This is a genomic window from Curtobacterium sp. PhB190 (assembly GCF_004365385.1).
In the GTDB taxonomy this organism is placed as follows: Bacteria; Actinomycetota; Actinomycetes; order Actinomycetales; family Microbacteriaceae; genus Curtobacterium.
Window position 1 is genome coordinate 40606 of record NZ_SODN01000006.1, and the last position, 21109, is coordinate 61714.

16 protein-coding genes are annotated in these 21109 nt (G+C 70.8%); 12 read left to right on the plus strand and 4 right to left on the minus strand.

Annotated features, from left to right (window positions below; all coding sequences use genetic code 11):
• The first annotated feature begins 46 nt into the window (after positions 1-46).
• From EDF47_RS11100 to EDF47_RS11130, 7 genes are all read left to right on the plus strand, one after another.
• Positions 47-2275 carry an ATP-dependent DNA helicase RecG gene (locus EDF47_RS11100; RefSeq protein WP_133937160.1) on the plus strand — a complete coding sequence of 743 codons (2229 nt, stop codon included), beginning with the start codon at positions 47-49 and terminating at the stop codon, positions 2273-2275.
• 43 nt (positions 2276-2318) lie between these two features.
• Positions 2319-2804 carry a pantetheine-phosphate adenylyltransferase gene (coaD, locus tag EDF47_RS11105; RefSeq protein WP_111086053.1) on the plus strand — a complete coding sequence of 162 codons (486 nt, stop codon included), beginning with the start codon at positions 2319-2321 and terminating at the stop codon, positions 2802-2804.
• A gap of 118 nt (positions 2805-2922) precedes the next feature.
• The gene (locus tag EDF47_RS11110; protein WP_307860992.1) at positions 2923-3516 is read left to right on the plus strand and encodes a DUF177 domain-containing protein; all 594 of its coding nucleotides are present in this window, start codon (positions 2923-2925) and stop codon (positions 3514-3516) included.
• A gap of 55 nt (positions 3517-3571) precedes the next feature.
• On the plus strand, positions 3572-3775 hold the full coding sequence (rpmF, locus tag EDF47_RS11115) for a 50S ribosomal protein L32 (protein ID WP_017888273.1): 204 nt from the start codon (positions 3572-3574) through the stop codon (positions 3773-3775).
• 13 nt (positions 3776-3788) lie between these two features.
• A complete protein-coding gene (gene rnc / locus EDF47_RS11120; RefSeq protein ID WP_228506018.1) occupies positions 3789-4514 on the plus strand; it encodes a ribonuclease III in 726 nt (241 codons plus the stop codon).
• 4 nt (positions 4515-4518) lie between these two features.
• Complete coding sequence (mutM, locus tag EDF47_RS11125; RefSeq protein WP_133937158.1) at positions 4519-5490, plus strand: bifunctional DNA-formamidopyrimidine glycosylase/DNA-(apurinic or apyrimidinic site) lyase; 972 nt, start codon at positions 4519-4521, stop codon at positions 5488-5490.
• 47 nt (positions 5491-5537) lie between these two features.
• Positions 5538-9398: an AAA family ATPase gene (locus EDF47_RS11130; RefSeq protein ID WP_243834046.1), complete on the plus strand. Its 3861-nt coding sequence runs from the start codon at positions 5538-5540 to the stop codon at positions 9396-9398.
• A 208-nt stretch (positions 9399-9606) separates the two neighbouring features.
• Here the strand turns inward: EDF47_RS11130 and EDF47_RS11135 are convergent, their stop codons facing one another.
• Complete coding sequence (locus EDF47_RS11135; protein WP_111086101.1) at positions 9607-10635, minus strand: TerC family protein; 1029 nt, start codon at positions 10633-10635, stop codon at positions 9607-9609.
• A gap of 229 nt (positions 10636-10864) precedes the next feature.
• Between EDF47_RS11135 and ftsY the strand changes: the two genes are divergently transcribed.
• Positions 10865-11734 (plus strand): signal recognition particle-docking protein FtsY, encoded by an 870-nt coding sequence (gene ftsY / locus EDF47_RS11140; RefSeq protein WP_111086057.1) that lies wholly within the window; start codon positions 10865-10867, stop codon positions 11732-11734.
• Between the two features lie 60 nt (positions 11735-11794).
• Entirely contained in the window at positions 11795-11953 is a 159-nt protein-coding gene (locus EDF47_RS19845; protein ID WP_139199230.1) for a DUF4175 domain-containing protein, read from the plus strand.
• A gap of 162 nt (positions 11954-12115) precedes the next feature.
• Here the strand turns inward: EDF47_RS19845 and lipA are convergent, their stop codons facing one another.
• Together lipA and lipB are read right to left on the minus strand one after the other, a co-directional pair.
• Positions 12116-13099 carry a lipoyl synthase gene (gene lipA, locus EDF47_RS11145; RefSeq protein WP_111086058.1) on the minus strand — a complete coding sequence of 328 codons (984 nt, stop codon included), beginning with the start codon at positions 13097-13099 and terminating at the stop codon, positions 12116-12118.
• Positions 13096-13887 (minus strand): lipoyl(octanoyl) transferase LipB, encoded by a 792-nt coding sequence (lipB, locus tag EDF47_RS11150; RefSeq protein ID WP_133937156.1) that lies wholly within the window; start codon positions 13885-13887, stop codon positions 13096-13098. Before lipB ends, lipA begins: the two co-directional genes overlap by 4 nt.
• Before the next feature lie 89 nt (positions 13888-13976).
• Here lipB and EDF47_RS11155 point away from each other — a divergent pair, with 89 nt between their 5' ends.
• Both EDF47_RS11155 and ffh read left to right on the plus strand, forming a co-directional pair.
• Positions 13977-14627 (plus strand): hypothetical protein, encoded by a 651-nt coding sequence (locus EDF47_RS11155; RefSeq protein WP_133937154.1) that lies wholly within the window; start codon positions 13977-13979, stop codon positions 14625-14627.
• A 43-nt stretch (positions 14628-14670) separates the two neighbouring features.
• Positions 14671-16224, plus strand: coding sequence for a signal recognition particle protein (ffh, locus tag EDF47_RS11160; protein WP_123294804.1), 1554 nt, complete (start codon positions 14671-14673; stop codon positions 16222-16224).
• A 327-nt stretch (positions 16225-16551) separates the two neighbouring features.
• On the opposite strand, the gene EDF47_RS11165 is transcribed toward ffh, so the two are convergent.
• Positions 16552-17691, minus strand: a complete 1140-nt coding sequence (locus EDF47_RS11165) for a glutamate--cysteine ligase (protein ID WP_208326060.1) — start codon at positions 17689-17691, stop codon at positions 16552-16554.
• A 119-nt stretch (positions 17692-17810) separates the two neighbouring features.
• Here EDF47_RS11165 and aroA point away from each other — a divergent pair, with 119 nt between their 5' ends.
• On the plus strand, positions 17811-21104 hold the full coding sequence (gene aroA / locus EDF47_RS11170) for a 3-phosphoshikimate 1-carboxyvinyltransferase (protein WP_133937150.1): 3294 nt from the start codon (positions 17811-17813) through the stop codon (positions 21102-21104).
• Positions 21105-21109: the final 5 nt, after the last annotated feature.

Sequence of the window (21109 nt, forward strand, 5' to 3'; positions counted from 1 at the left end):
ACGGGAGGCACGTGGCACGTCGGTCGTGCCCGGTACCGTGGTGTCCGTGGTCACCACCGGAACCCCCGCTGCGCCGGCCGCGCCCGACCTCGGTCCGGCGCCCCTCGACGCGCGGCTCGCGAACGTGCTCGGTGGTCGGACCGCGTCCGCGATCCAGAAGGCGTTCGGCCACCGCACGGTGGGTGAGTTCCTCGAGCACGCACCCCGGCGCTACGCCGAGCGCGGCGCCCTGACGGCACTCGACTCCCTGGCGATCGGCGAGCCGGTCACCATCGTGGCCGAGGTGGTCGACGTCCGCGAGCGCACGATGCGTGCCCGCCGCGGATCGATCCTCGAAGCCAAGATCGGCGACGGCAAGGGGCTGCTCACCCTGACGTTCTTCAACCAGGGCTGGCGCACGAAGGACCTGGTGCCCGGTGCCCGCGGCATCTTCTCCGGCAAGGTCAGCGACTACCGCGGTGCCCGTCAGCTCGCCCACCCGGACTACGAGCTCTTCGACCCCGACGACCCCCGCGCAACGGCCGACCCGGGTTCGGACGAAGCGATCCGGTGGTCGCGGCAGCCGATCCCGATCTACCCGGCGACGGCCTCGCTCACCTCGTGGCAGATCGCGAAGTCGATGGGGATCGTGCTCGACACCCTGCCGGACCTGCCCGACCCGGTGCCGGCCTCGGCGCGCAGCCGGCTCGACCTCGTCCCGTTCCGCCGGGCGCTCGAGCTGCTCCACCGCCCCGAGAAGGTCGCGGACTTCAAGCGCGCGCAGGACGCCCTGCGCTACCGCGAGGCGTTCGTGCTGCAGACCGCCCTGGTGCAGCGCCGGATCCGCGCCCGACGCACCGCGGCGACCCCGCGGGTGGCGGCTCCCGGCGGCATCCTCGAGCGCTTCGACGCCACCCTGCCGTTCACCCTGACCGACGACCAGCGTGCCGTCGGTGCCGAGATCGACACCGACATCGCTCGCACCTGGCCGATGCACCGGCTGGTGCAGGGCGAGGTCGGCTCCGGCAAGACCCTCGTGGCCATCCGCGCCATGCTCACGGTGGCGGAGTCCGGTGGGCAGTCCGCCCTCATCGCCCCGACCGAGGTGCTGGCCGCGCAGCACCTGCGGTCCATCGTGAAGTTCCTCGGACCGGACCTGGCGGCCGAGCTCCGCCCGGTGATCCTGACCGGGTCGCAGTCCACCGACGAACGCCGGCGGGCACTGCTCGCCGCCGCATCGGGCAGTTCGCGCCTCGTGGTCGGCACCCACGCGTTGCTCGGCGACCGCGTCGACTTCGCCGAGCTCGGGCTCGTGGTGGTCGACGAGCAGCACCGCTTCGGCGTCGAGCAGCGTGAAGCGCTCCGGACCAAGGGCGCCACCCCGCCGCACGTCCTGGTGCTCACCGCCACCCCGATCCCGCGCACCGTCGCGATGACGGTGTTCGGCGACCTCGACGTCTCGACGATCACCGGGCTGCCCTCGGGTCGTGCGGGTGTCGAGACCTTCACGGTCCCGCTGGCGGAGCACCCCGGGTGGGAGTCCCGCATCTGGTCCCGGATGGCGGAGGAACTCGACAAGGGGCGTCAGGCCTTCGTGGTCTGCCCCGCGATCGACGACGCCCACGCCGAGGACGACGGCGAGCCCGCGCCCGCCGAGTCCGAGGACGACGCCCCCAAGCGCGCCCCGGCGACCGTGCTCACCACCGCCGAGCGGATGCGCACGATGCCCGTGCTCGACGGCCGGCGGATCGCGGTGCTGCACGGCCGGATGACGGCGGACGAGAAGGACCGTGTGATGACGTCCTTCGCCGCCGGCGACCTGGACGTCCTCGTCGCGACGACCGTGATCGAGGTCGGTGTCGACGTGCCGAACGCCGCGATGATGGCCGTGCTCGACGCCGATCGCTTCGGCGTCTCCCAGCTGCACCAGTTGCGCGGCCGCATCGGCCGTGGGCAGTGGGCGGGCGTCTGCCTGCTCGTCACCACCGCCGAGCTCGAGACCACCTCGCGGGAGCGCGTCGACGCGGTGTCCGCCTCGGACGACGGCTTCGAGCTCGCCCGGGTCGACCTCGAGCTCCGGCGCGAGGGTGACGTGCTCGGCGAGCGGCAGTCGGGCGGCCGGTCGTCGCTGAACCTGCTGCGCGTGGTCGAGCACGCCGACCTCATCGTGGACGCCCGTGGCGAAGCCGAGCGGGTCCTCGAACCCGATCCCGAGCTCGACGGGTCCCCGGCCCTGCGCGAGGCACTGGCACGCCGCCTCGACGAGTCCGACGCGGCGTTCCTCGGCAAGAACTGACCCGGAGCCGGACGCCCCGGCACGGACCGGTATCGTCGCTGCCATGGCGCAGATCGCGGTGGTCCCCGGTTCCTTCGACCCCGTCACGCTCGGGCACCTCGACGTCATCGGTCGAGCTGCCGGGCTGTTCGACGAGGTGCACGTGCTCGTGGTGCACAACCCGGACAAGAAGCCCGCGATGTTCGAGGCGGTCGACCGCGTCCGGCTCATCGAGGAGTCCCTGGCCGAGGTCGGCACGCCGGGAACGGTCCGGGTCGGGGAGTGGACCTCCGGGCTCCTCGTCGACTACTGCCGGCAGGTCGGGGCGAAGGTGCTCGTCAAGGGCGTGCGGTCGGGCGAGGACGTCGCGTACGAGACCCCGATGGCGATCATGAACCGGCACCTCGCCGACGTCGAGACCGTGTTCCTGCTGCCCGACGCCTCGCGCTCCCACGTGTCGAGCTCGCTCATCCGCCAGGTGTCGACGCTCGGCGGTGACGTCACCCCCTACGTGCCGAAGGCCGTGGCGGCGGCCCTCGCCGCACGCTGAGCCGTGCGCTGAGCCGCACGCCGAGCCGGAGGCCGAGCCGGAGGCCCGGCCGGACGACGCGCGGACACACCCCCGCCTGCCTCGACTCTCGGCTGCGTTCACGCTAGGGTTGACGATCGTGTCTTCCCACGTGAACAGCCCCTACGCCCTGCGCGTGCGCGACCTGGCGCACCGTCCGGGCGAGATGCGCGAGCACTCGCTCGACATCGTGGTGCCGGACGCGCTGGGAGCCGGTGTGATCGCGGTGCGCGAAGGTGCTCCGCTGCGCATCGACCTGCGGCTCGAGGGCCTGCACGAGGGTGTCCTCGTGTCCGGTCACGCCTCGGCCGACGCGACGGGGGAGTGCTCGCGCTGCCTCATCGACATCAGCGAGCCCGTCGAGGTCGATTTCGCCGAGCTGTTCGCGTATGATGCCTCGGAGGATTTCGACTTCTTCGTTCGCGATGACCACGTGGACTGCGAACAGGTCGTTCGAGATGCGGTGGTGCTGGCGCTGCCGTTCCAGCCGGTCTGCCGACCGGACTGCCCAGGCCTCGACCCGGTGACGGGCGAGCGACTGGCCGACCTCGATGAGCAGCCCGTTCACGAGACCCTGGACCCGCGCTGGGCAGCCCTGACCGGCATCCAGCTCGAAGCAGCCGAGCGTGCCGCCCACGGCGACACCACCGACACGAAGACCACCGAGGGCGAGGAGCGGGCCGAGGCCGAGTAGGCCCCGACACCGCCAGCCCCCGTACCGACCACCGACCAACCGAAAGAGATTCACCATGGCCGTTCCCAAGCGCAAGCAGTCCCGTGCGAACACGCACGCCCGTCGTTCGCAGTGGAAGGCCACGCCGATCCAGCTCGTCAAGACGATCGAGAACGGTCAGGTCACCTACAGCCTCCCGCACCGCGCGAAGGTCGTCGAGGACTCGGCCGGCACCCCCCTGTACATGGAGTACAAGGGCCGCAAGGTCGCCGACGTCTGATCGGACCGAACGCATGACGACGACGTCCGGCGCCACGGGGTCCCGCCCCGTGGGGCCGGACGTCGTTCGTCTGCAGGGCCAGCTCGGGGTCGACATCGACCTCGAGCTGCTCCAGCTCGCCCTGACCCACCGCTCCTACGCCTACGAGCACGGGGGCATCAAGCACAACGAGCGCCTCGAGTTCCTCGGCGACTCGATCCTCGGCCAGGCCGTGACCGTGAAGCTCTACCGGTCCTTCCCCGACCTCGACGAGGGTGACCTCGCGAAGCGTCGCGCCAGCCTGGTGTCGACGGTCGCCCTGGCCGAGATCGCCCGGATGATCGGGCTCGGCCAGTACCTGCGCCTCGGCAAGGGCGAGGAACAGACCGGCGGCCGCGACAAGTCGTCGATCCTCGCCGACACCGTCGAAGCCGTCATCGGTGCCACCTACCTGTCCGCGGGCCCCGACCCGGCGACCGACCTGGTGCTCCGCCTGGTCGAGCCGCTGATGATCGACCCCGACCGCTTCGGCGCCGCGATGGACCCGAAGACGAGCCTGCAGGAGCTCGCGGCGAGCCTGTCGCTCGGCAACCCGGCCTACCGCGTCACCGAGACCGGCCCGGACCACGACAAGACCTTCAGCGCGACCGTCGTCCTGCAGGGCGAGGACATCGCCGTCGGCACCGGCTCGAGCAAGAAGGCCGCCGAGATGTCCGCGGCGCTCGACGCCTGGACCCGGCTGTCCGGCCGAGCGGCCTGACCGCGTGCCCGAACTCCCCGAGGTCGAGGTCGTCCGCGCCGGCCTCGAACCCGCGGTCAGCGGCGCTCGGGTGCTGCACGTCGACGTCGTGGACGAGCGCGCGCTCACCCGGCACGACGGCCCGGCCGAGGACTTCGCCGACCGCCTGACCGGTCGCACGATCGCCGCAGCGGTCCGTCGGGGCAAGTTCCTCTGGATGCCGTTGCAGCCCGAGCACGAGGGCGACCGGCCCGAAGCGCTCGTCGCCCACCTCGGCATGAGCGGCCAGATCCTGCTCGGCCGCGGTCGACCGGCGGCGAAGCACCGCCGCATCCTCATCGACGTGCAACCCGCCGGCACCGACCGCGACGGCACCGCCGAACCCGCGGTCGAGCTCGAGTTCGTCGACCAGCGCACCTTCGGCTCGATGGCGATCGACGCGATGGTGCCGACGGTGGACGGCGCCCCCGCGGGGTTCGCCGGGCACGTCGACGCATCGGACCCCGACGCCGTGTGGCGCCGGAGCGTGCCGCAGCAGGTGTCGCACATCGCCCGCGACCCGCTCGACCCCGCGTTCGACGACGACCGCTTCACCGCCATCGCCCGGAAGCGTTCGAGCGGCATCAAGCGGATCCTGCTCGACCAGGGCGTCGTGAGCGGCATCGGGAACATCTACGCCGACGAGTCCCTCTGGGCCGCGAAGCTGCACTACGACCGCCCGGCCGAGCGGCTGACCCGTGCCGACCTCGCACGCCTGCTGCACGAGGTGCGCAGTGTCCTCCGGCGTGCGCTCGAGGACGGCGGGACGAGCTTCGACGCCCAGTACGTCAACGTCAACGGGCAGTCCGGGTACTTCTCGCAGCGGCTGAACGTGTACGGACAGCAGGGGAAGCCCTGTCCCCGCTGCGGCACGACGATCGTGCGCGAGGCCTTCATGAACCGGTCGAGCCACATCTGTCCCGTGTGCCAACCGCGTCCCCGCGCCCGCACGCGTTAGCCTGACGCCCAGCAGCACAGCCCAGCAGCGGCCCCGCCGCAGCACGCGTGAGCACACCCGGAGACCGCATGTACTTGAAGAGCCTGACCATCAAGGGGTTCAAGTCCTTCGCGCAGCCGACGACGTTCGCGTTCGAGCCGGGCGTCACGTGCATCGTCGGCCCGAACGGCTCGGGCAAGTCCAACGTCGTCGACGCCCTCGCCTGGGTGATGGGGGAGCAGGGGGCGAAGACCCTGCGCGGCGGCAAGATGGAGGACGTCATCTTCGCGGGCACCTCGACCCGCGGGCCGCTCGGCCGTGCCCAGGTGCTGCTGACGATCGACAACACCGACGGGCTGCTGCCGATCGACTACTCCGAGGTGACGATCGCACGCACGTTGTTCCGCAACGGCGGCAGCGAGTACGCCATCAACGGCGAGAACTGCCGGCTGCTCGACGTGCAGGAGCTCCTGAGCGACACCGGCCTCGGCCGCGAGATGCACGTCATCGTCGGGCAGGGGCAGCTCGACAAGGTCCTGCACGCCACCCCGGAGGACCGCCGCGGCTTCATCGAGGAAGCCGCCGGCATCCTGAAGCACCGTCGCCGCAAGGAGAAGACCCTCCGGAAGCTCGACGCGATGCAGACGAACCTGACCCGCCTGTCCGACCTCGCGGGCGAGATCCGGCGCCAGCTGAAGCCGCTCGGACGCCAGGCCGAGGTCGCGCGCAAGGCCCAGTCCGTCGCCGCCGTCGCGCGGGACGCCAAGGCCCGCATCCTCGCCGACGACGTCGTCCGGCTGCGCCGCGAACTGCACGACCACCAGGAGGTCGAGGCGGGCCGCAAGTCCGAGCGCATCGTCCTGACCGAGCGACTCGACCAGACCCGGGTCCGCCAGCAGCACGTCGAGCAGAGCATGGTCGGCGATGACGTCGACCGCGCCCGGACCGTGGTGCACCGCCTGGAGAGCGTGCAGGAGCGCCTGCGCGGGCTGTCCAGCCTGGCGAACCAGCGGCTGATGTTCCTGGCGCAGCAGGCCGACGCCCCGCAGCAGGGCCCCTCGATCACCCCGGAGCGGGTGGCCGGCGTCCGTGCCGAGGCCGATCGGCTCGCCGCCCGCGCCGACGAGATGCAGGGCGGTTCCGCCGAGACCGCCCGTGCGGTGCAGGCCGCCCGTGACGCCCTCGACGCCCTCGACGAACGCATCGCCGCGCAGGCCGCCCGCGTCTCGCAGCACGACCTCGAGGCGCAGCGGCTGGCGAACGCCGTCGACGTGGCCCGGTCGAAGCGCGGGTCCACGGTGGCGGACCGTGAACGCCGGCAACGCGCCCTCGCCGAGGCGGGCGAACGCGCCGAGCGTGCGACCGCGGCCCTCGCCGAGCTCGGTGCCGACCCGTCCGAGGGCGTCGACGACGAGGCCCTCGCCGCCACGCTCCAGGCGGCTCGTGCGCAGCTGGAGACCGCGCAGGCCGCCCGCGACGAGCAGCGCGACCGGCTGCACGCCCTCGAGCGGGAGCGGGACGCCCTCGACGCGCGGGTCGCGGCGCTCGGCATGTCGATCGACGTCCGCGACGGTTCGCAGGCGCTCATCGACGCCGGACGTGCGGGCATCGTCGGGCGTCTGGCCGACGCGCTCACGGTGACGCCCGGGTTCGAGGGTGCCGTCGCCGTCGCGCTCGACGGGCTCGCGGATGCCGTCCTCGCGGACGACCGCGCGGTCGCGCTCGACGCCGTCGACCACGCCCGCTCCGCGGACATCGGACGCATCGACGTCGTCGTCGCGGACGCCGAGGTCGTCCCCACGGACCTGCCGGACACGTTGCCGGCCGGCGTCCGCCGCGCCCTCGACCTGGTGCAGGGCCCGCCGGCGATCGCCGCGATCCTGCGGAACACCCTGATCGCGGAGACTGCCGACGGCCAAGGCGCGAACGCGGACACGCTCGACCTGGAGGCCGTGCTCGCCGCCGCCCCGCACGCGACGGTCGTCACCCGGTCCGGTGACCTCGTGCGCGCCGTCCGCGTCACCGGCGGCGGAGAGCGCGTGACCTCGCGGATCGAGCTCGTCGCGGAGCGCGACGACGCCGTGACGCGACGCGACGCCATCGGGGCGGACGCCGAGGACGCAGCCACGGGCCTCCAGGCAGCACGCACCGCCGTCGAGGACGCACGCCGCCGTGCGGACGAAGCCGACGCTGCATCCCGCGCGCACGCGAAGGCGACGGCCGAGTACGACCGGGCCAGCGCCTCGACGCGGGCGAAGGCCGAGAACGCAGCGGCCGAGGTGGAGCGCTTGCGTGCCGCCCTCGCCGAGACCGACGGCGCCGTCGAGGTCGTCGACGCCGCCCTGGCAGAGGCCGAGACGGCGCACCGCGCGTTCACCGAGCAGGAACGTCCCGTCGTCGATGCCTCCGAGCGTCCGGGCCTGCAGGACGCACTCGAGGCCGCACGCGCCGCCGAGGTCGAGCAGCGCATCCAGGTGCAGACCGTGCGCGAGCGTGTCCGCGCCGAACGGCACCGCGCCGACCAGCTCGAACGGCAGCTCGAGGCCGAGCGCGCGGCGGCAGAGGAAGCAGCGCGTCGCGCGGTGATCCGCCGCGGGCAGATCGAGACCGCCGAAGCCGTCCTCGCCGACCTGCCGGCCGTGCTGGGCGCCGTCGACCGGTCGCTGGCCGAGGCACGCGTGCAGCTCGCGACCGAGGAGTCCGAACGGTCGAAGCGCAACACCGAACTGCAGGCGATCCGGAACGAGGAGCGCGAGCTCCGCGACCGGCTGCAGACCATCACCGACGGCGTGCACTCGCTCGAGATGGAGATCTACGAGAAGAAACTGCACGTGTCGGGCGTGCTCGACCGGGCGCTGAGCGACCTCGGGTTGACCGAAGCCGTGCTCGTCACCGAGTACGGGCCGACCGTGCCGGTGCCGGTCGACGTGCTGGTGGACCCGCGGGTGCTCGCGCGGAAGCACCGCGACGCCGAGCGCGCGGCGGCTGCCGCGGCGGGCCTCGACGAGCCGGCGGACGGCGACACGGTGCCGGCGGACGGCGACACGGTGCCGGTCGACAGCGATACGGTGCCGGTCGACGATGCCGACACCGACATCGCCCCCGACGACGGCACGGCGGACCTCGACACCAGCCCCGGCTACGACACGGTGGCGCTCGTCGACGCCGAATCGACCCTGCCCGGCGGCCCCGCCCTGCCCGAGTTCGACGTCACCGACGAGGTCGACCCCGCCGACGTCGAGACCGTGCCGTACGTCCGCGCCGAGCAGGAACGCCGCCTGCAGGCCGCCGAACGCGACCTCGGCCGGCTCGGCAAGGTGAACCCGCTCGCGCTCGAGGAGTTCCAGGCGCTGGAGCAGCGGCACGCGTTCCTCGCCGAGCAGCTCGAGGACCTGCAGAAGACCCGCACCGACCTGATGACGATCATCGACGAGCTCGACACGAAGATGCAGACGATCTTCGAGTCCGCGTTCAACGACACGAAGGACGCCTTCGACGTCATCTTCCCGATCCTGTTCCCGGGCGGCTCCGGCTCGATCAACCTCACCGACCCGACCGACCTGCTCGGCACCGGGATCGACGTGCAGGTGAAGCCCGCCGGCAAGAAGATCGACCGCCTGACGCTGCTGTCCGGTGGCGAGCGGTCCCTGGCCGCAGTGGCGCTGCTCGTCGCGATCTTCACCGCCAGGCCGTCGCCGTTCTACATCATGGACGAGGTCGAGGCCGCCCTCGACGACGCCAACCTCGGTCGCCTGCTGACGGTGTTCGAGCGGCTCCGCGAGTCGTCGCAGCTCATCGTCATCACGCACCAGAAGCGCACGATGGAGATCGCCGACGCCCTGTACGGGGTGTCGATGCGCCAGGACGGCGTGTCCGCCGTCGTCGGGCAGCGGGTGCAGAAGCGCGAGCCCGCCGACGCGGTCGCGTAGCCGCGCTGGTCGCAGTCGCGCGCCGCGAAAGCGACAGATCTCCGCCAACAGTTCGTGGCAATCTGTCGCTTTCATGGAGAGGATCGTGGGCCCGCGACGAGATCTGTCGCTTTCGCGGCTCTGGTCGCGACCACGGACAGACGGGAGGCACGGTGCCAGCTGGCACCGTGCCTCCCGTCTGTGTTGCCGCCCGTCCAGGGCGTGACGCTTACTCCGCGTCGGCCGCGACCGACTCCTTCGGCTCGCCCGTCGGGGTGAGCCCGCGCTCCTGGCGCTTCTTCGAGACGACCAGCGAGGCGGTCGTCGCGACCGCGATGGTCAGCAGGATGAAGCCCAGCGAGAACCAGATCGGGATCTCGGGCGCCCACTCGATGTGCTCGCCACCGTTGATGAACGGCAGCTCGTTGACGTGCATGGCGTGGAAGACGAGCTTCACACCGATGAAGCCGAGGATGACCGCGAGGCCCTGGCCGAGGTAGATCAGGCGCTCGAGCAGTCCGGCGATCAGGAAGTACAGCTGCCGCAGGCCGAGCAGCGAGAACGCGTTCGCGGTGAACACGATGAAGGCGTCCTGGGTCAGCCCGAAGATCGCGGGGATCGAGTCGAGCGCGAACAGCACGTCGGTCAGACCGATCGCGACCATGACGAGCAGCATCGGGGTGAACAGGCGCTTGCCGTCGACCTTGGTGGTCAGGCGGTCGCCGTCGTAGTGGTCCGAGGTCGGGATGATGCGCTTCAGGATGCGGATCAGGCGGGAGTCGCCCTCGTCGCCACCGTGGTCGTTGCCGCTGCGGGCCTGCGACCACGCGAGCCAGAACAGCAGCGCACCGAACAGGTAGAACACCCACGAGAAGTTCTCGATGATCGTGACGCCGAGCGCGATGAAGATGCCTCGGGCGACGAGGGCGATCGCGACGCCGACCAGCAGGACCTTCTGCTGGAACTCCTTCGGCACGGCGAAGCTCGTCATGATGATGAGGAAGACGAACAGGTTGTCGACCGACAACGCCTTCTCGGTGAGCCACCCGGCGAAGTACTCACCGCCGGCTTGTCCGCCGCCGAAGACCAGGATGCCGAAGCCGAACAGGATCGCGAGTCCGATGTAGAACACGGACCAGAACGCGGATTCGCGGATGTGTGGCACGTGCGGGGTGCGCACGTGCGAGTAGAAGTCGAACACCAGCAGGGCGAGGATGCCTGCGATGGTGAGGAGCCAGACGAAGAGTGGGACGTCCACGGTTTCCTTCAGGTAGGCGACGTACGAGTGCATGTCGTGTGACGACACGTGGGTACGCCGAGGCCTGAAGGTCTCTTCCGCCGCGATCTGCTGCAACCGACCACGACCGGCGCCCCGGGTCCGGATCGTTCCGGGCCGTACTGACGGGGTCACCGAGAGGGAATACTCCCCTTCGTGAGACCGAGCATACCGGGCACAGCGGACATGCGCCGCGCTCTAAGCTGGGAGCATGGCGAGTTCCTGGTCACTGTCCTCACGGCTGCGCGGCCTCTTCCAGCGCAAGACGATCGACGAGACCACGTGGGAGGACCTCGAGACCGCGCTGATCGGCGCCGACTTCGGTCCGGACATCTCCGAGGCGATCATCGAGGACCTGCACGCGCGCGTCGACCGCTACGGCACGACCGACCCGGCCGACCTGCAGCGCATGCTGCGCGAGGTGCTCGAGGAACGGCTGTCGAAGCTCGACACCACGCTCAAGCTCAGCGCGCGGCCCGCCGTCGTGCTCGTCGTCGGGGTGAACGGCGTCGGCAAGACCACGACGATCGGCAAGTTCGCCAAGTTCCTGAAGACCTACGACCGCACGGTCCTCGTCGGTGCGGCCGACACCTTCCGTGCTGCCGCGGTCGAGCAGGTCGCGACCTGGGCCGAGCGCGCCGGCGTCGACGTCGTCCGCCCCTCGCAGCCCGGGCAAGACCCGGCCTCGGTGGCGTACCAGACCGTCGAGAAGGCGATCCGCGACAACACCGAGATCGTGGTCATCGACACCGCCGGCCGCCTGCACACCAAGGCAGGCCTGATGGACGAGCTGACGAAGATCAAGCGCGTCGTCGAGAAGCAGACCGAGATCAGCGAGGTGCTGCTCGTCCTCGACGCCACCACCGGGCAGAACGGCCTGGCCCAGGCGCAGGCGTTCATCGAGGGCGCCGGGGTCACCGGCCTCGTCATCACCAAGCTCGACGGCTCCGCGAAGGCCGGGTTCGTGCTCAGCGTGCAGGAGAAGACGGGCATCCCGATCAAGCTCATCGGGCAGGGCGAGGGCATCAACGACCTGACCGGTTTCACCCCGCACGTGTTCGTGCAGAACCTCGTCGGCTGATTCCGGGTACTGTCTCCGCAGTACAGGGATCGTCCAGGTACACCGGAAGGAGCCCTTTCAATGCCAGCACTCCTGATCATCGCGATCATCGTCGGCCTCGTCCTGCTCTTCAGCGGCATCTTCGTCGGTGCGCTGAAGTTCCTGCTGTGGGTCGGGATCGTCCTCATCATCCTGGCCGTCATCGGCTGGCTCCTCAGGAGCATCCGCGGTCGCGCATAGCGCTCGCGTCGCCCTGAACGGGCGGATGGACGAACGGGAGGCACGGTGCCAGCTGGCACCGCGCCTCCCGTCTGTCCGTGGTCGCGACCAGTGCCGCCAAAGCGACAGACTGCCGCGAACTGTCGGCGGAGATCTGTCGCTTTCGCGGACCGGTGGACGGCTTCAGACCGCCTGGCGACCCGGCGCCGCGTCGAGCAGGTGCGAGAGGTGCTCGGGAACCGAGCCGCCGCGCGCGACCGTGGCGCGTGCCCACAGGCGTCCGGCGCGGTACGACGACCGGACGAGCGGGCCGGCGAGGACCCCGGCGAAGCCCATCTCCTCGGCGACCTCACGCAGCGCGACGAACTCCTCCGGCTTGACCCAGCGCGCCACCGGCAGGTGCCGCGGCGACGGGCGGAGGTACTGCGTCAACGTGATGATGTCCGTGCCGGCGTCGAACAGGCGTTGCAGGGCGTCCTCGATCTCGATGCGCTCCTCGCCCATGCCGAGGATCAGGTTCGACTTCGTGACGAGCCCGGCGTCGCGGCCCTGCGTGATGACGTCGAGGGAGCGCTCGAACGTGAACGCCGGTCGGATCCGCTTGAAGATCCGCGGCACGGTCTCGACGTTGTGGGCGAAGACCTCGGGGCGGGCGTCGAACACCTGGCCGAGCTGGTCCGGGCGGCCGTTGAAGTCCGGCACCAGGATCTCGACGCCGGTGCCGGGGGAGTGCTCGTGGATCTGGCGGATGGTCTCGGCGTAGAGCCAGGAGCCGCCGTCGGGCAGGTCGTCGCGGGCGACGCCGGTCACGGTGGCGTACTTGAGTCCCATGGACACGACCGAGTCGGCGACCCGGCGGGGCTCGTCGCGGTCGAGCGGCTCGGGCTTGCCGGTGTCGATCTGGCAGAAGTCGCACCGGCGGGTGCACTGCGAGCCGCCGATCAGGAACGTGGCCTCGCGGTCCTCCCAGCACTCGAAGATGTTCGGGCAGCCGGCCTCCTGGCAGACGGTGTGCAGCTGCTTGTCCTTGACCAGGGCGGACAGCTCGCGGAACTCCGGGCCCTGGGTGGCACGGGTCTTGATCCACCCGGGCTTCGTCTCGATCGGGGTCTCGGCGTTGCGGGCCTCGACGCGGAGCATCCGGCGGCCTTCGGGGGCGAGGGTCATACGAGGGTCTCCTGTCGTGCGGGCGCGGTGCTGGGGGACGTGGTGTCGGCGGTCGTGATGCGGGCCGTCGTGGTGCTCTGGGCGGCGCTGCCGATCCGCTGGCCGGTCCGCATGCCGTGCTCGGCGGCACGGATGCGGTCGACCACGACGTCGGCGAGGTCGGCGACCGTGACGGGACGCCCGGCGGCGGCGCTCAGCGTCGTCACCCCGGCGTCGGCGATGCCACACGGCACGATCGCGGCGTAGGCGTCGAGTGCGTTGGCACAGTTGATCGCGATGCCGTGGGTCGTCACGCCCTCGGCGACGTGCAGCCCGATGGCGCCGACCTTGGCGGGCGGCGTGCCGGTCGTCGGCGCGGACCCGGGCGTCGGTACGGCCGTGGTCGTCGGCGCCGACCCGGACGTCCACGCGCCGCTCCGGCCGTCGATGCGCCGCGCTTCCACCCCGACGGTCGCCGCCGCGTCGATGATGACCTGCTCGAGGTCACGCACCCACGCCACGACGTCGATCGGAACGGCCAGTCGGACGATCGGGTAGGCCACGAGCTGCCCGGGGCCGTGCCAGGTGATGCGTCCGCCGCGGTCGACCTCGACCACCGGCGCGCCGTTCGTCGGCAGGTCGGACGGCTCTGTGCGGCGGCCAGCGGTGTACACGGACGGGTGCTCGCACAGCACGAGAACCCCGGGGGAGCGGCCGGCGACGACGTCGGCGTGGAGGTCCCGCTGCAGCGCGAGTCCCTCGGCGTAGTCGAGCAGCCCGGCAGGCCGCACGATCTCGAGTTCCGGCATGCTGGCGAGCCTACGACGGTTTCTGGACGGAGTACAACAACGCGGACGACCTTGACCTGAACCGTGGTTGAGGGCTTCGGATGGCGGACATGGACATCCGCCAGGCACAGCTCGCCACCCGCTCGCTCGACGACACCGCCCGGTTCTGGGAACGGCTCGGCTGCCCGGTCGACCGCGTCGACGGAGTGGTCGAGGTCGTGGTGGGGTCGACGCGGCTCCTGTTCCGGGAGCTGCCGGGGATGACCGGTGCGCTGCACCTCGCGATCACGATCCCGACGGGCACGTTCGCCGCGGCTGCCGAGTGGATCGCCGGCATCGCGACGGTGCTGGTCGACGCCGACGGCCGTGACGAGTTCGAGGGCCCGCCGAACTGGAACTCGCGATCGGTGTACTTCGACGGTCCGGACCAGCAGCTGCTCGAGCTGATCGAGCGGCGGGACCTCGCCGCGGCCGCACCCGCGTCCGCTGTTCCGCTCCTGTCCGTCAGCGAGGTCGGCATCGTCGTGCCCGACGTCCTCGGGGCCGTCGGGACACTGCGCCGCGCCGGACTCGAGCCCTACGCCAACCCAGCAGGCGAGGGCTTCGCCGCGGTCGGCGACGTCGACGGTCTCGTCATCCTGGTGTCGCCGGAGCGGCGCTGGTTCCCGACCGCTGACCGCCTGCCGTCGACCGCGCCGGTGGTCCTCGACGTCGGGCTGGACACCCCGGTCGAGCTCACGCCCGGCGTGCTGCTCCGCTGACCGACCGGGACCCGAGCTCCGAGCCTTGTAGAATCGACGGATCATGGCGCAATTCGGTTCACTCTCCGATCGGCTGACCGAGACCTTCCGCAATCTGCGGAGCAAGGGTCGGCTGACTCCGTCCGACGTCGACGGCACCGTCCGCGAGATCCGGCGGGCGCTCCTCGACGCCGACGTCGCGCTCGAGGTCGTCAAGGCGTTCACCGCAGCAGTGCGCGAGCGTGCCCTCTCCGACGAGGTCAACCGCGCGCTGAACCCGGCGCAGCAGGTCGTCCAGATCGTCAACGAGGAACTCGTCGGCATCCTGGGCGGGCAGCAGCGTCGCCTCGAGTTCGCGAAGAAGCCGCCGACGGTCATCATGCTCGCGGGTCTGCAGGGTGCCGGTAAGACCACCCTCGCCGGCAAGCTCGGCAAGTGGCTCAAGAAGGACGGCCACACCCCGATGCTCGTCGCGGCGGACCTCCAGCGTCCGAACGCCGTGCAGCAGCTGCAGGTCGTCGGCGAGCAGGCCGGCGTGCACGTCTTCGCTCCGGAGCCCGGCAACGGCGTCGGTGACCCGGTCAAGGTGGCCAAGAACGCCATCAAGGCCGCGGTCGACCAGCAGTACGACACCGTCATCGTGGACACCGCCGGTCGCCTCGGTGTGGACGCCGAGCTGATGAAGCAGGCCGCGAACATCCGCAAGGCAGTCGACCCCGACGAGGTCCTGTTCGTCATCGACGCGATGATCGGTCAGGACGCCGTCGTCACCGCCCGTGCCTTCCAAGAGGGCGTCGACTTCACCGGAGTCGTGCTGTCGAAGCTCGACGGCGACGCCCGTGGTGGTGCGGCACTCTCGGTGGCCAGCGTCACCGGCCGCCCGATCATGTTCGCCTCCACGGGTGAGGGCCTCGACGACTTCGAGCCGTTCCACCCGGACCGCATGGCGAGCCGCATCCTCGACCTCGGCGACATCATGTCGCTCATCGAGCAGGCCCAGTCGGCCTTCGACGAGGACGAAGCCCGCGCGGTCGCCGAGAAGATCGCGTCCGACTCGTTCACGCTGAACGACTTCCTGCAGCAGATGCAGCAGCTCCGCAAGGCTGGCTCGATCAAGGGCATGCTCGGCATGCTCCCGGGCGCCAAGGGCATGCGCGAGGCACTCGACAACTTCGACGAGCGCGAGATCGTGCGCACCGAGGCGATCATCCAGTCGATGACGCCCAAGGAGCGCGAACTCCCGAAGCTCCTCAACGGCTCGCGCCGACTCCGCATCGCCAAGGGTGCCGGCTCCACGGTCACCGAGGTCAACGCCCTCGTCAACCGGTTCGAGCAGGCTGCGAAGATGATGAAGACGGTCGCCCGCGGTGGCGTGCCGCAGATGCCGGGCATGGGGCCGATCCCGGGCATGCACGGCGGCAAGAAGCAGCAGCAGGGCGGCAAGAAGAAGTCGAAGGTCGGCAACCCGGCCAAGCGTGCGGCGATCGCCGCCGGTACGGCTGCCGCTCCGCAGCAGGCGCCGAAGGGCTCCGGCCTCGGCCTCGGCGGTGCCGCCAAGGGCGGCAAGGCGCCGACCGAGGAAGAGCTCGCGAGCCTGCAGAAGTTCCTGGGTCGCTAGTCGCGACCCCCTGACGGACGGGAGGCCCGGTGCCAGCTGGCACCGGGCCTCCCGTCCGTCTGCGCGCACGTCGCGGCGCTCCTTCCCAGAACGGGCGCGATGGAAAGCGGAATCGGGCGTACCTGGTCGGAAGAAACGACCCGGTACGCCCGGATCGACCAGGCATGCCCGGAGCGACCGGGTGAGTGGGCGCGGACTGGAGGCGCGGGGCGGGCTCGTGGCGCTCCTTCCCAGAGCAGCCGCGATGGAAAGCGGAATCGGGCGTACCCGGTCGGAAAAAACGACCCGGTACGCCCGATTTGACCAGCTACGCGGAACGGCCCGGGGTCACAGCGACTCGCGGAACTCCGTGACCAAGTGGCGGACGACCTCGCGCAGGTCACCGCCGTGCTCCTGCGCGACCCGGAGCTGCCGCTGGTACGACGCGCCGTTCGCGATCATCGTGTCGAGGTGGTGCAGTTCCTGCTGGCAGCCGAGCCGCTCGGCCACCGGGTCGAGCCGCTGCACCAGGTCGTGCACCTCGTCGGTCACGAGCCGCTCGTCGCCGGCGGCGTTCGTGATGATCTCAGCCTCCATGCCGTAGCGGGCGGCGCGCCACTTGTTCTCACGGATGAACCACGGCTGCATCGTCGGCAGGGTCTCGCCGGCGTCGAGCCGGTCGGACATCGCGGTGACCAGGCACTGCACGAGCGCGGTCACGGCGCCGACCTCGTGCAGGGTCGAGATGCCGTCGGAGACCCGGTTCTCGAGCGTCCCCCACTTCGGCGACGGGCGGATGTCCCAGCGCAGGTCCTTCACACTGTCGATGACGCCCGTGTGCGTGAGGTCGCTCACCACCTCTTCGAAGTTCGCCCAGGCACCGAGTGCCGGCGGCAGTCCACCGGTGGGGAGCTGCTGGAACATGAGGGCCCGGTTCGAGGCGTACCCGGTGTCGATGCCGGCCCAGAAGGGGCTCGATGCGGTGAAGGCCTGCAGGTGCGGGACGTACGCGAGCATCGCGCCGAGGATCGGCAGGGCCTTGTCGCGGTCGTCGATGCCGACGTGCACGTGCACACCCCAGATGAGCATCTGCCGACCCCACCAGCGCGTCCGGTCGATCAGGGTCGTGTAGTGCTCGCTGTCCGGGGTGATCTCCTGCTGGTCCCAGACGGCGAACGGATGCGTGCCGGAGCACATGACCTGGGCGTCGAGCGGTTCGGCGGCGTCGATGACCTCGCCGATGATGCCGGACAGCTCGCTCGTGGCGTCGCGGACCCGTGAGTGCACGCTGGAGACGACCTCGACGGTGTTGGTCAGGAGCTCCTCGGTCACCCGCTCGCGATCGCCGAGTCGTTCGTGCAAGGCCGCGATGACGGCAGGGGCACGGGGCGCGAGGTCGCCGGTCGACAGATCGACCAGCGGGAGCTCCCACTCGACGCCGATGGTCGACGGAGGGGACTCGGTGAAGCGGATGTCCATGCTGTACATCCTGCCCGGAAGGTTGTCGGACACGCACAACGACGGCGGCTTCTGGTCGTGCGGATCCGATTCACAGTAGTTCCACACCGGGCGTACCGTTGATATATACAGATCAGGAAGAGGTACGCATGCAGTTGGTCGTGCGCGGCACGTCCGCACCACTCGTCGGTGAACTCGACGTCCCGGTCTCGAAGTACCACGCGCACCGCGCGCTGGTGCTCGCGTCGCTGGCGAAGGGGACGAGCATCGTCTCCGGCATCAGCGCCACCCGCCAGGTCGAGTGGACCGTCGGCACGCTCCGCGCCCTCGGCGTCGACGTGAAGCGTCGCGGGGACGAGTACCACGTCACCGGGCTCGGCGGCCGGTACGAGGCCACCGATGTCGTCGACCACGGGTCCCGTGGCGCCGATGGCATCCTGAACATGGGGTCCTCCGGCACCACCCTGTACTTCATGACGGGTCTGGCGTCGCTCGCCGACAAGCCGATGACGCTCGTGGGCATGAAGTACTTCCAGCGCCGGCCCATCAAGGCGCTGTTGACCTCGCTGACCCAGATGGGCATCGAGCTCGAGGCGACGAACGACTGCCCGCCCGTGACCGTCCAGCCGAGGCGCCCCCGCGGCGGCGACGTCACGATCGCCGGCACCCTGTCGCAGTGGGTCTCCGGCCTGCTCCTCGTGGCCCCGTTCGCCGAGCAGGAGACCCGGATCCACATCACCGGCGACCGGCTCAACGAGCAGCCCTACGTCGAACTGACCGTCCGGATGATGCGGGAGTTCGGCCTGACGGTCGAGGTCTCCGACGACTGGCTCGAGTACCGGATCCCGGCGAACCAGCAGGCCACCCCGCACGACTACGTCATCCCGCCGGACATCGGCTCCGCCGCGTTCGGCATCGCCGCGGCCGGCATCCGCGAGTCGAACCTGCTCCTGCGCGGCATGACGGCCTTCACCACCGCCGAGACCGACCACCCGGAGAGCGAGTTCCTCGACCTCGCGACGGCGATGGGCGTCCCGATGCGGATCGACGAGGAGACCGGGTTCGTGCGCATCGAACACGACGGTTCCCCGCTGCGACCGCTCGACATCGACTGCCAACCGATCCCCGACCTGCTGCCGGTCCTGTCGACCATGGCCACCTTCGCCGAGGGCACCACCCGGCTGTGGAACGTCGCCCACATCCGGTTGAAGGAGTCCGACCGCGTCGCGGCGATGCTGCAGCTCAACCGCATGGGTGGCCGGGCCGAGCAGGGCGCGGACGAACTCCGCGTCACCGGTGTCGGGGCCGAGGGACTCCACGGCGCGCAGATGTCGTCGTTCAACGACCACCGGGTCCTGATGTCGCTCGCCGTCGCCGCCTCGAAGGCGCGCGGCACCTCGGGGCTGACCTACCCGCGGGCCTACCGGATCTCGTACCCGACGTTCCTCGAGGCGATGAACTCCGTCGGCCTCGACATGGAGGTCGGCGACGCCCTCGCCGCGCAGATCGCCCGCGACGACCGGGCCGACGCGGCCGAGGCCGCCGCGATCGCCGACGCACGCACCGACCTCGGCGAGCGCACCGATGGCGAGCGCGCCGATGGCGAGCGCGCCGATGGCGAGCGCGCCGATGGCGAGCGCACCGTTGGTGAGCGCGCCGACGGCGAGCGCGCCGACCTCGACGAGCAGCAGCTGGCCGCGCCCACGACCCCGGAGCCGCTCGCGCTCGCCGGTGTCGACGCCGACCCCCTCGTGCTGAGCGAGAAGGTCCGCGCGCTCGCGACGACCGATCCCGACGGCCTCGCGGTCATCGAGGTCGGCGGCGCAGCACCCGTGAACACCACGTGGCGGGAACTGCAGGACGAGGCCGACAAGGTCTCCGCGCTCCTGCTCGAGCTCGGGGTCCGCAGGGGCGAGTCGGTCGCCATGCAGTTGCCGAACTGGCGCGAGTTCGTCTCCATCACCCTCGGGGCGATCCAGATCGGGGCCGTCGCGACGCCGATCATGCCGGTGTTCGGTCCGCGAGAGACGACGATGACGCTCGCCCGGTCCCGCGCCCGTGTGGTGTTCCTGCCGAACGTGTTCCGCAAGCGCCGGCCCGCGCTCGAGCTCCTCGACGTCATCGACGAGGCGAAGGCCCAGCAGCGCCGGCTGTCGGTCGAGCACGTGATCGTGCTCCGGTCCGAGGCGCGCGGCCAGGTCGACGCCCCGACGAACCAGCCGCCGCTGCCGGCCGACGCCCTGGACCGGGTGGCCACGAGCGACTGGCACTGGCGCTACTTCGACAACGCCCTCGACGCCGTGCACGTGGACGTCGACGAGATCACCTCGCGCGCGCCGGGCCCCGACGACGTCTGCCAGCTGCTGTTCACGAGCGGCACGACGGGGGAGCCGAAGGGCGTGCAGCACCCGCACCGCACCCTCGGTCTGGCCACGGCCATGCACGTCGCGCAGTCGGGCTTGACGAGCGCGGACCGGATCTACATCCCGTCGCCGCTCGCGCACCAGACCGGGTTCCTGTACGGCATGCTGCTGGCGTTCCGGCTCGGTGCGCCGCAGGTCATCCAGCCGGTGTGGGACGGCACCGTCGCGCTCGAGCAGGCGTTCGGCGTCGCGAAGGCGTCGTTCGTGCAGTGTGCGACCCCGTTCCTGACCGACCTCGTCGACCTGGTCGAAGCCGGTGCCGCCCAGCCCGAGTCGCTGCGGATCTTCGTGCCGACCGGTGCCGCGGTGCCCCGGGCCCTCGCCCAGCGGGCCGCGACGGTGCTCGGCACGGCCATCCTCGGCGCGTTCGGTACGAGTGAGACCTGCCTCGGCGCCCTGTCCAGCCCGATCGACGACCCGGCGGCAGCGTACGGGCACGACGGTCGCGCGCTGCCGGGCATCCGGATCCGGATCGTCGACGACGAGGGCCACGAGTTCCCCGCCGACACCGAGGGCAACTTCGAGCTGCACTCGCCGACGATGTTCGACGGGTACCTCGACCGCCAGGACCTGACCGACGACGTCTTCACCGAGGACGGCTGGTACAAGACCGGCGACCTGGCGAAGGTCGACGCGAACGGCTTCCTGTCGATCACCGGCCGGATCAAGGACGTCATCAACCGCGGTGGCGAGAAGATCCCGGTCGTCGAGATCGAGAACCTGCTGTACCAGCACCCCCTGGTCACCGACGTGGCGATCGTCGCGATGCCGGACGCCCGACTCGGTGAGCGTGCCTGCGCGTTCGTCGTGCCGGCCGCCGGGGTGGAGCGGCTCGACTTCGCGGCGATGCAGCAGGCGCTCGACAAGGCGGGCGTGAGCAAGTACTACTGGCCAGAGCGGCTCGAGTCCATCGACGAACTGCCGCGCAACGCCGTCGGCAAGGTCCAGAAGAACCTCCTGCGTGAGCAGGCAGCCGCGCTCGTCGCCGCGAGCACCACGAAGGAGAACGAGACACGATGACGCTG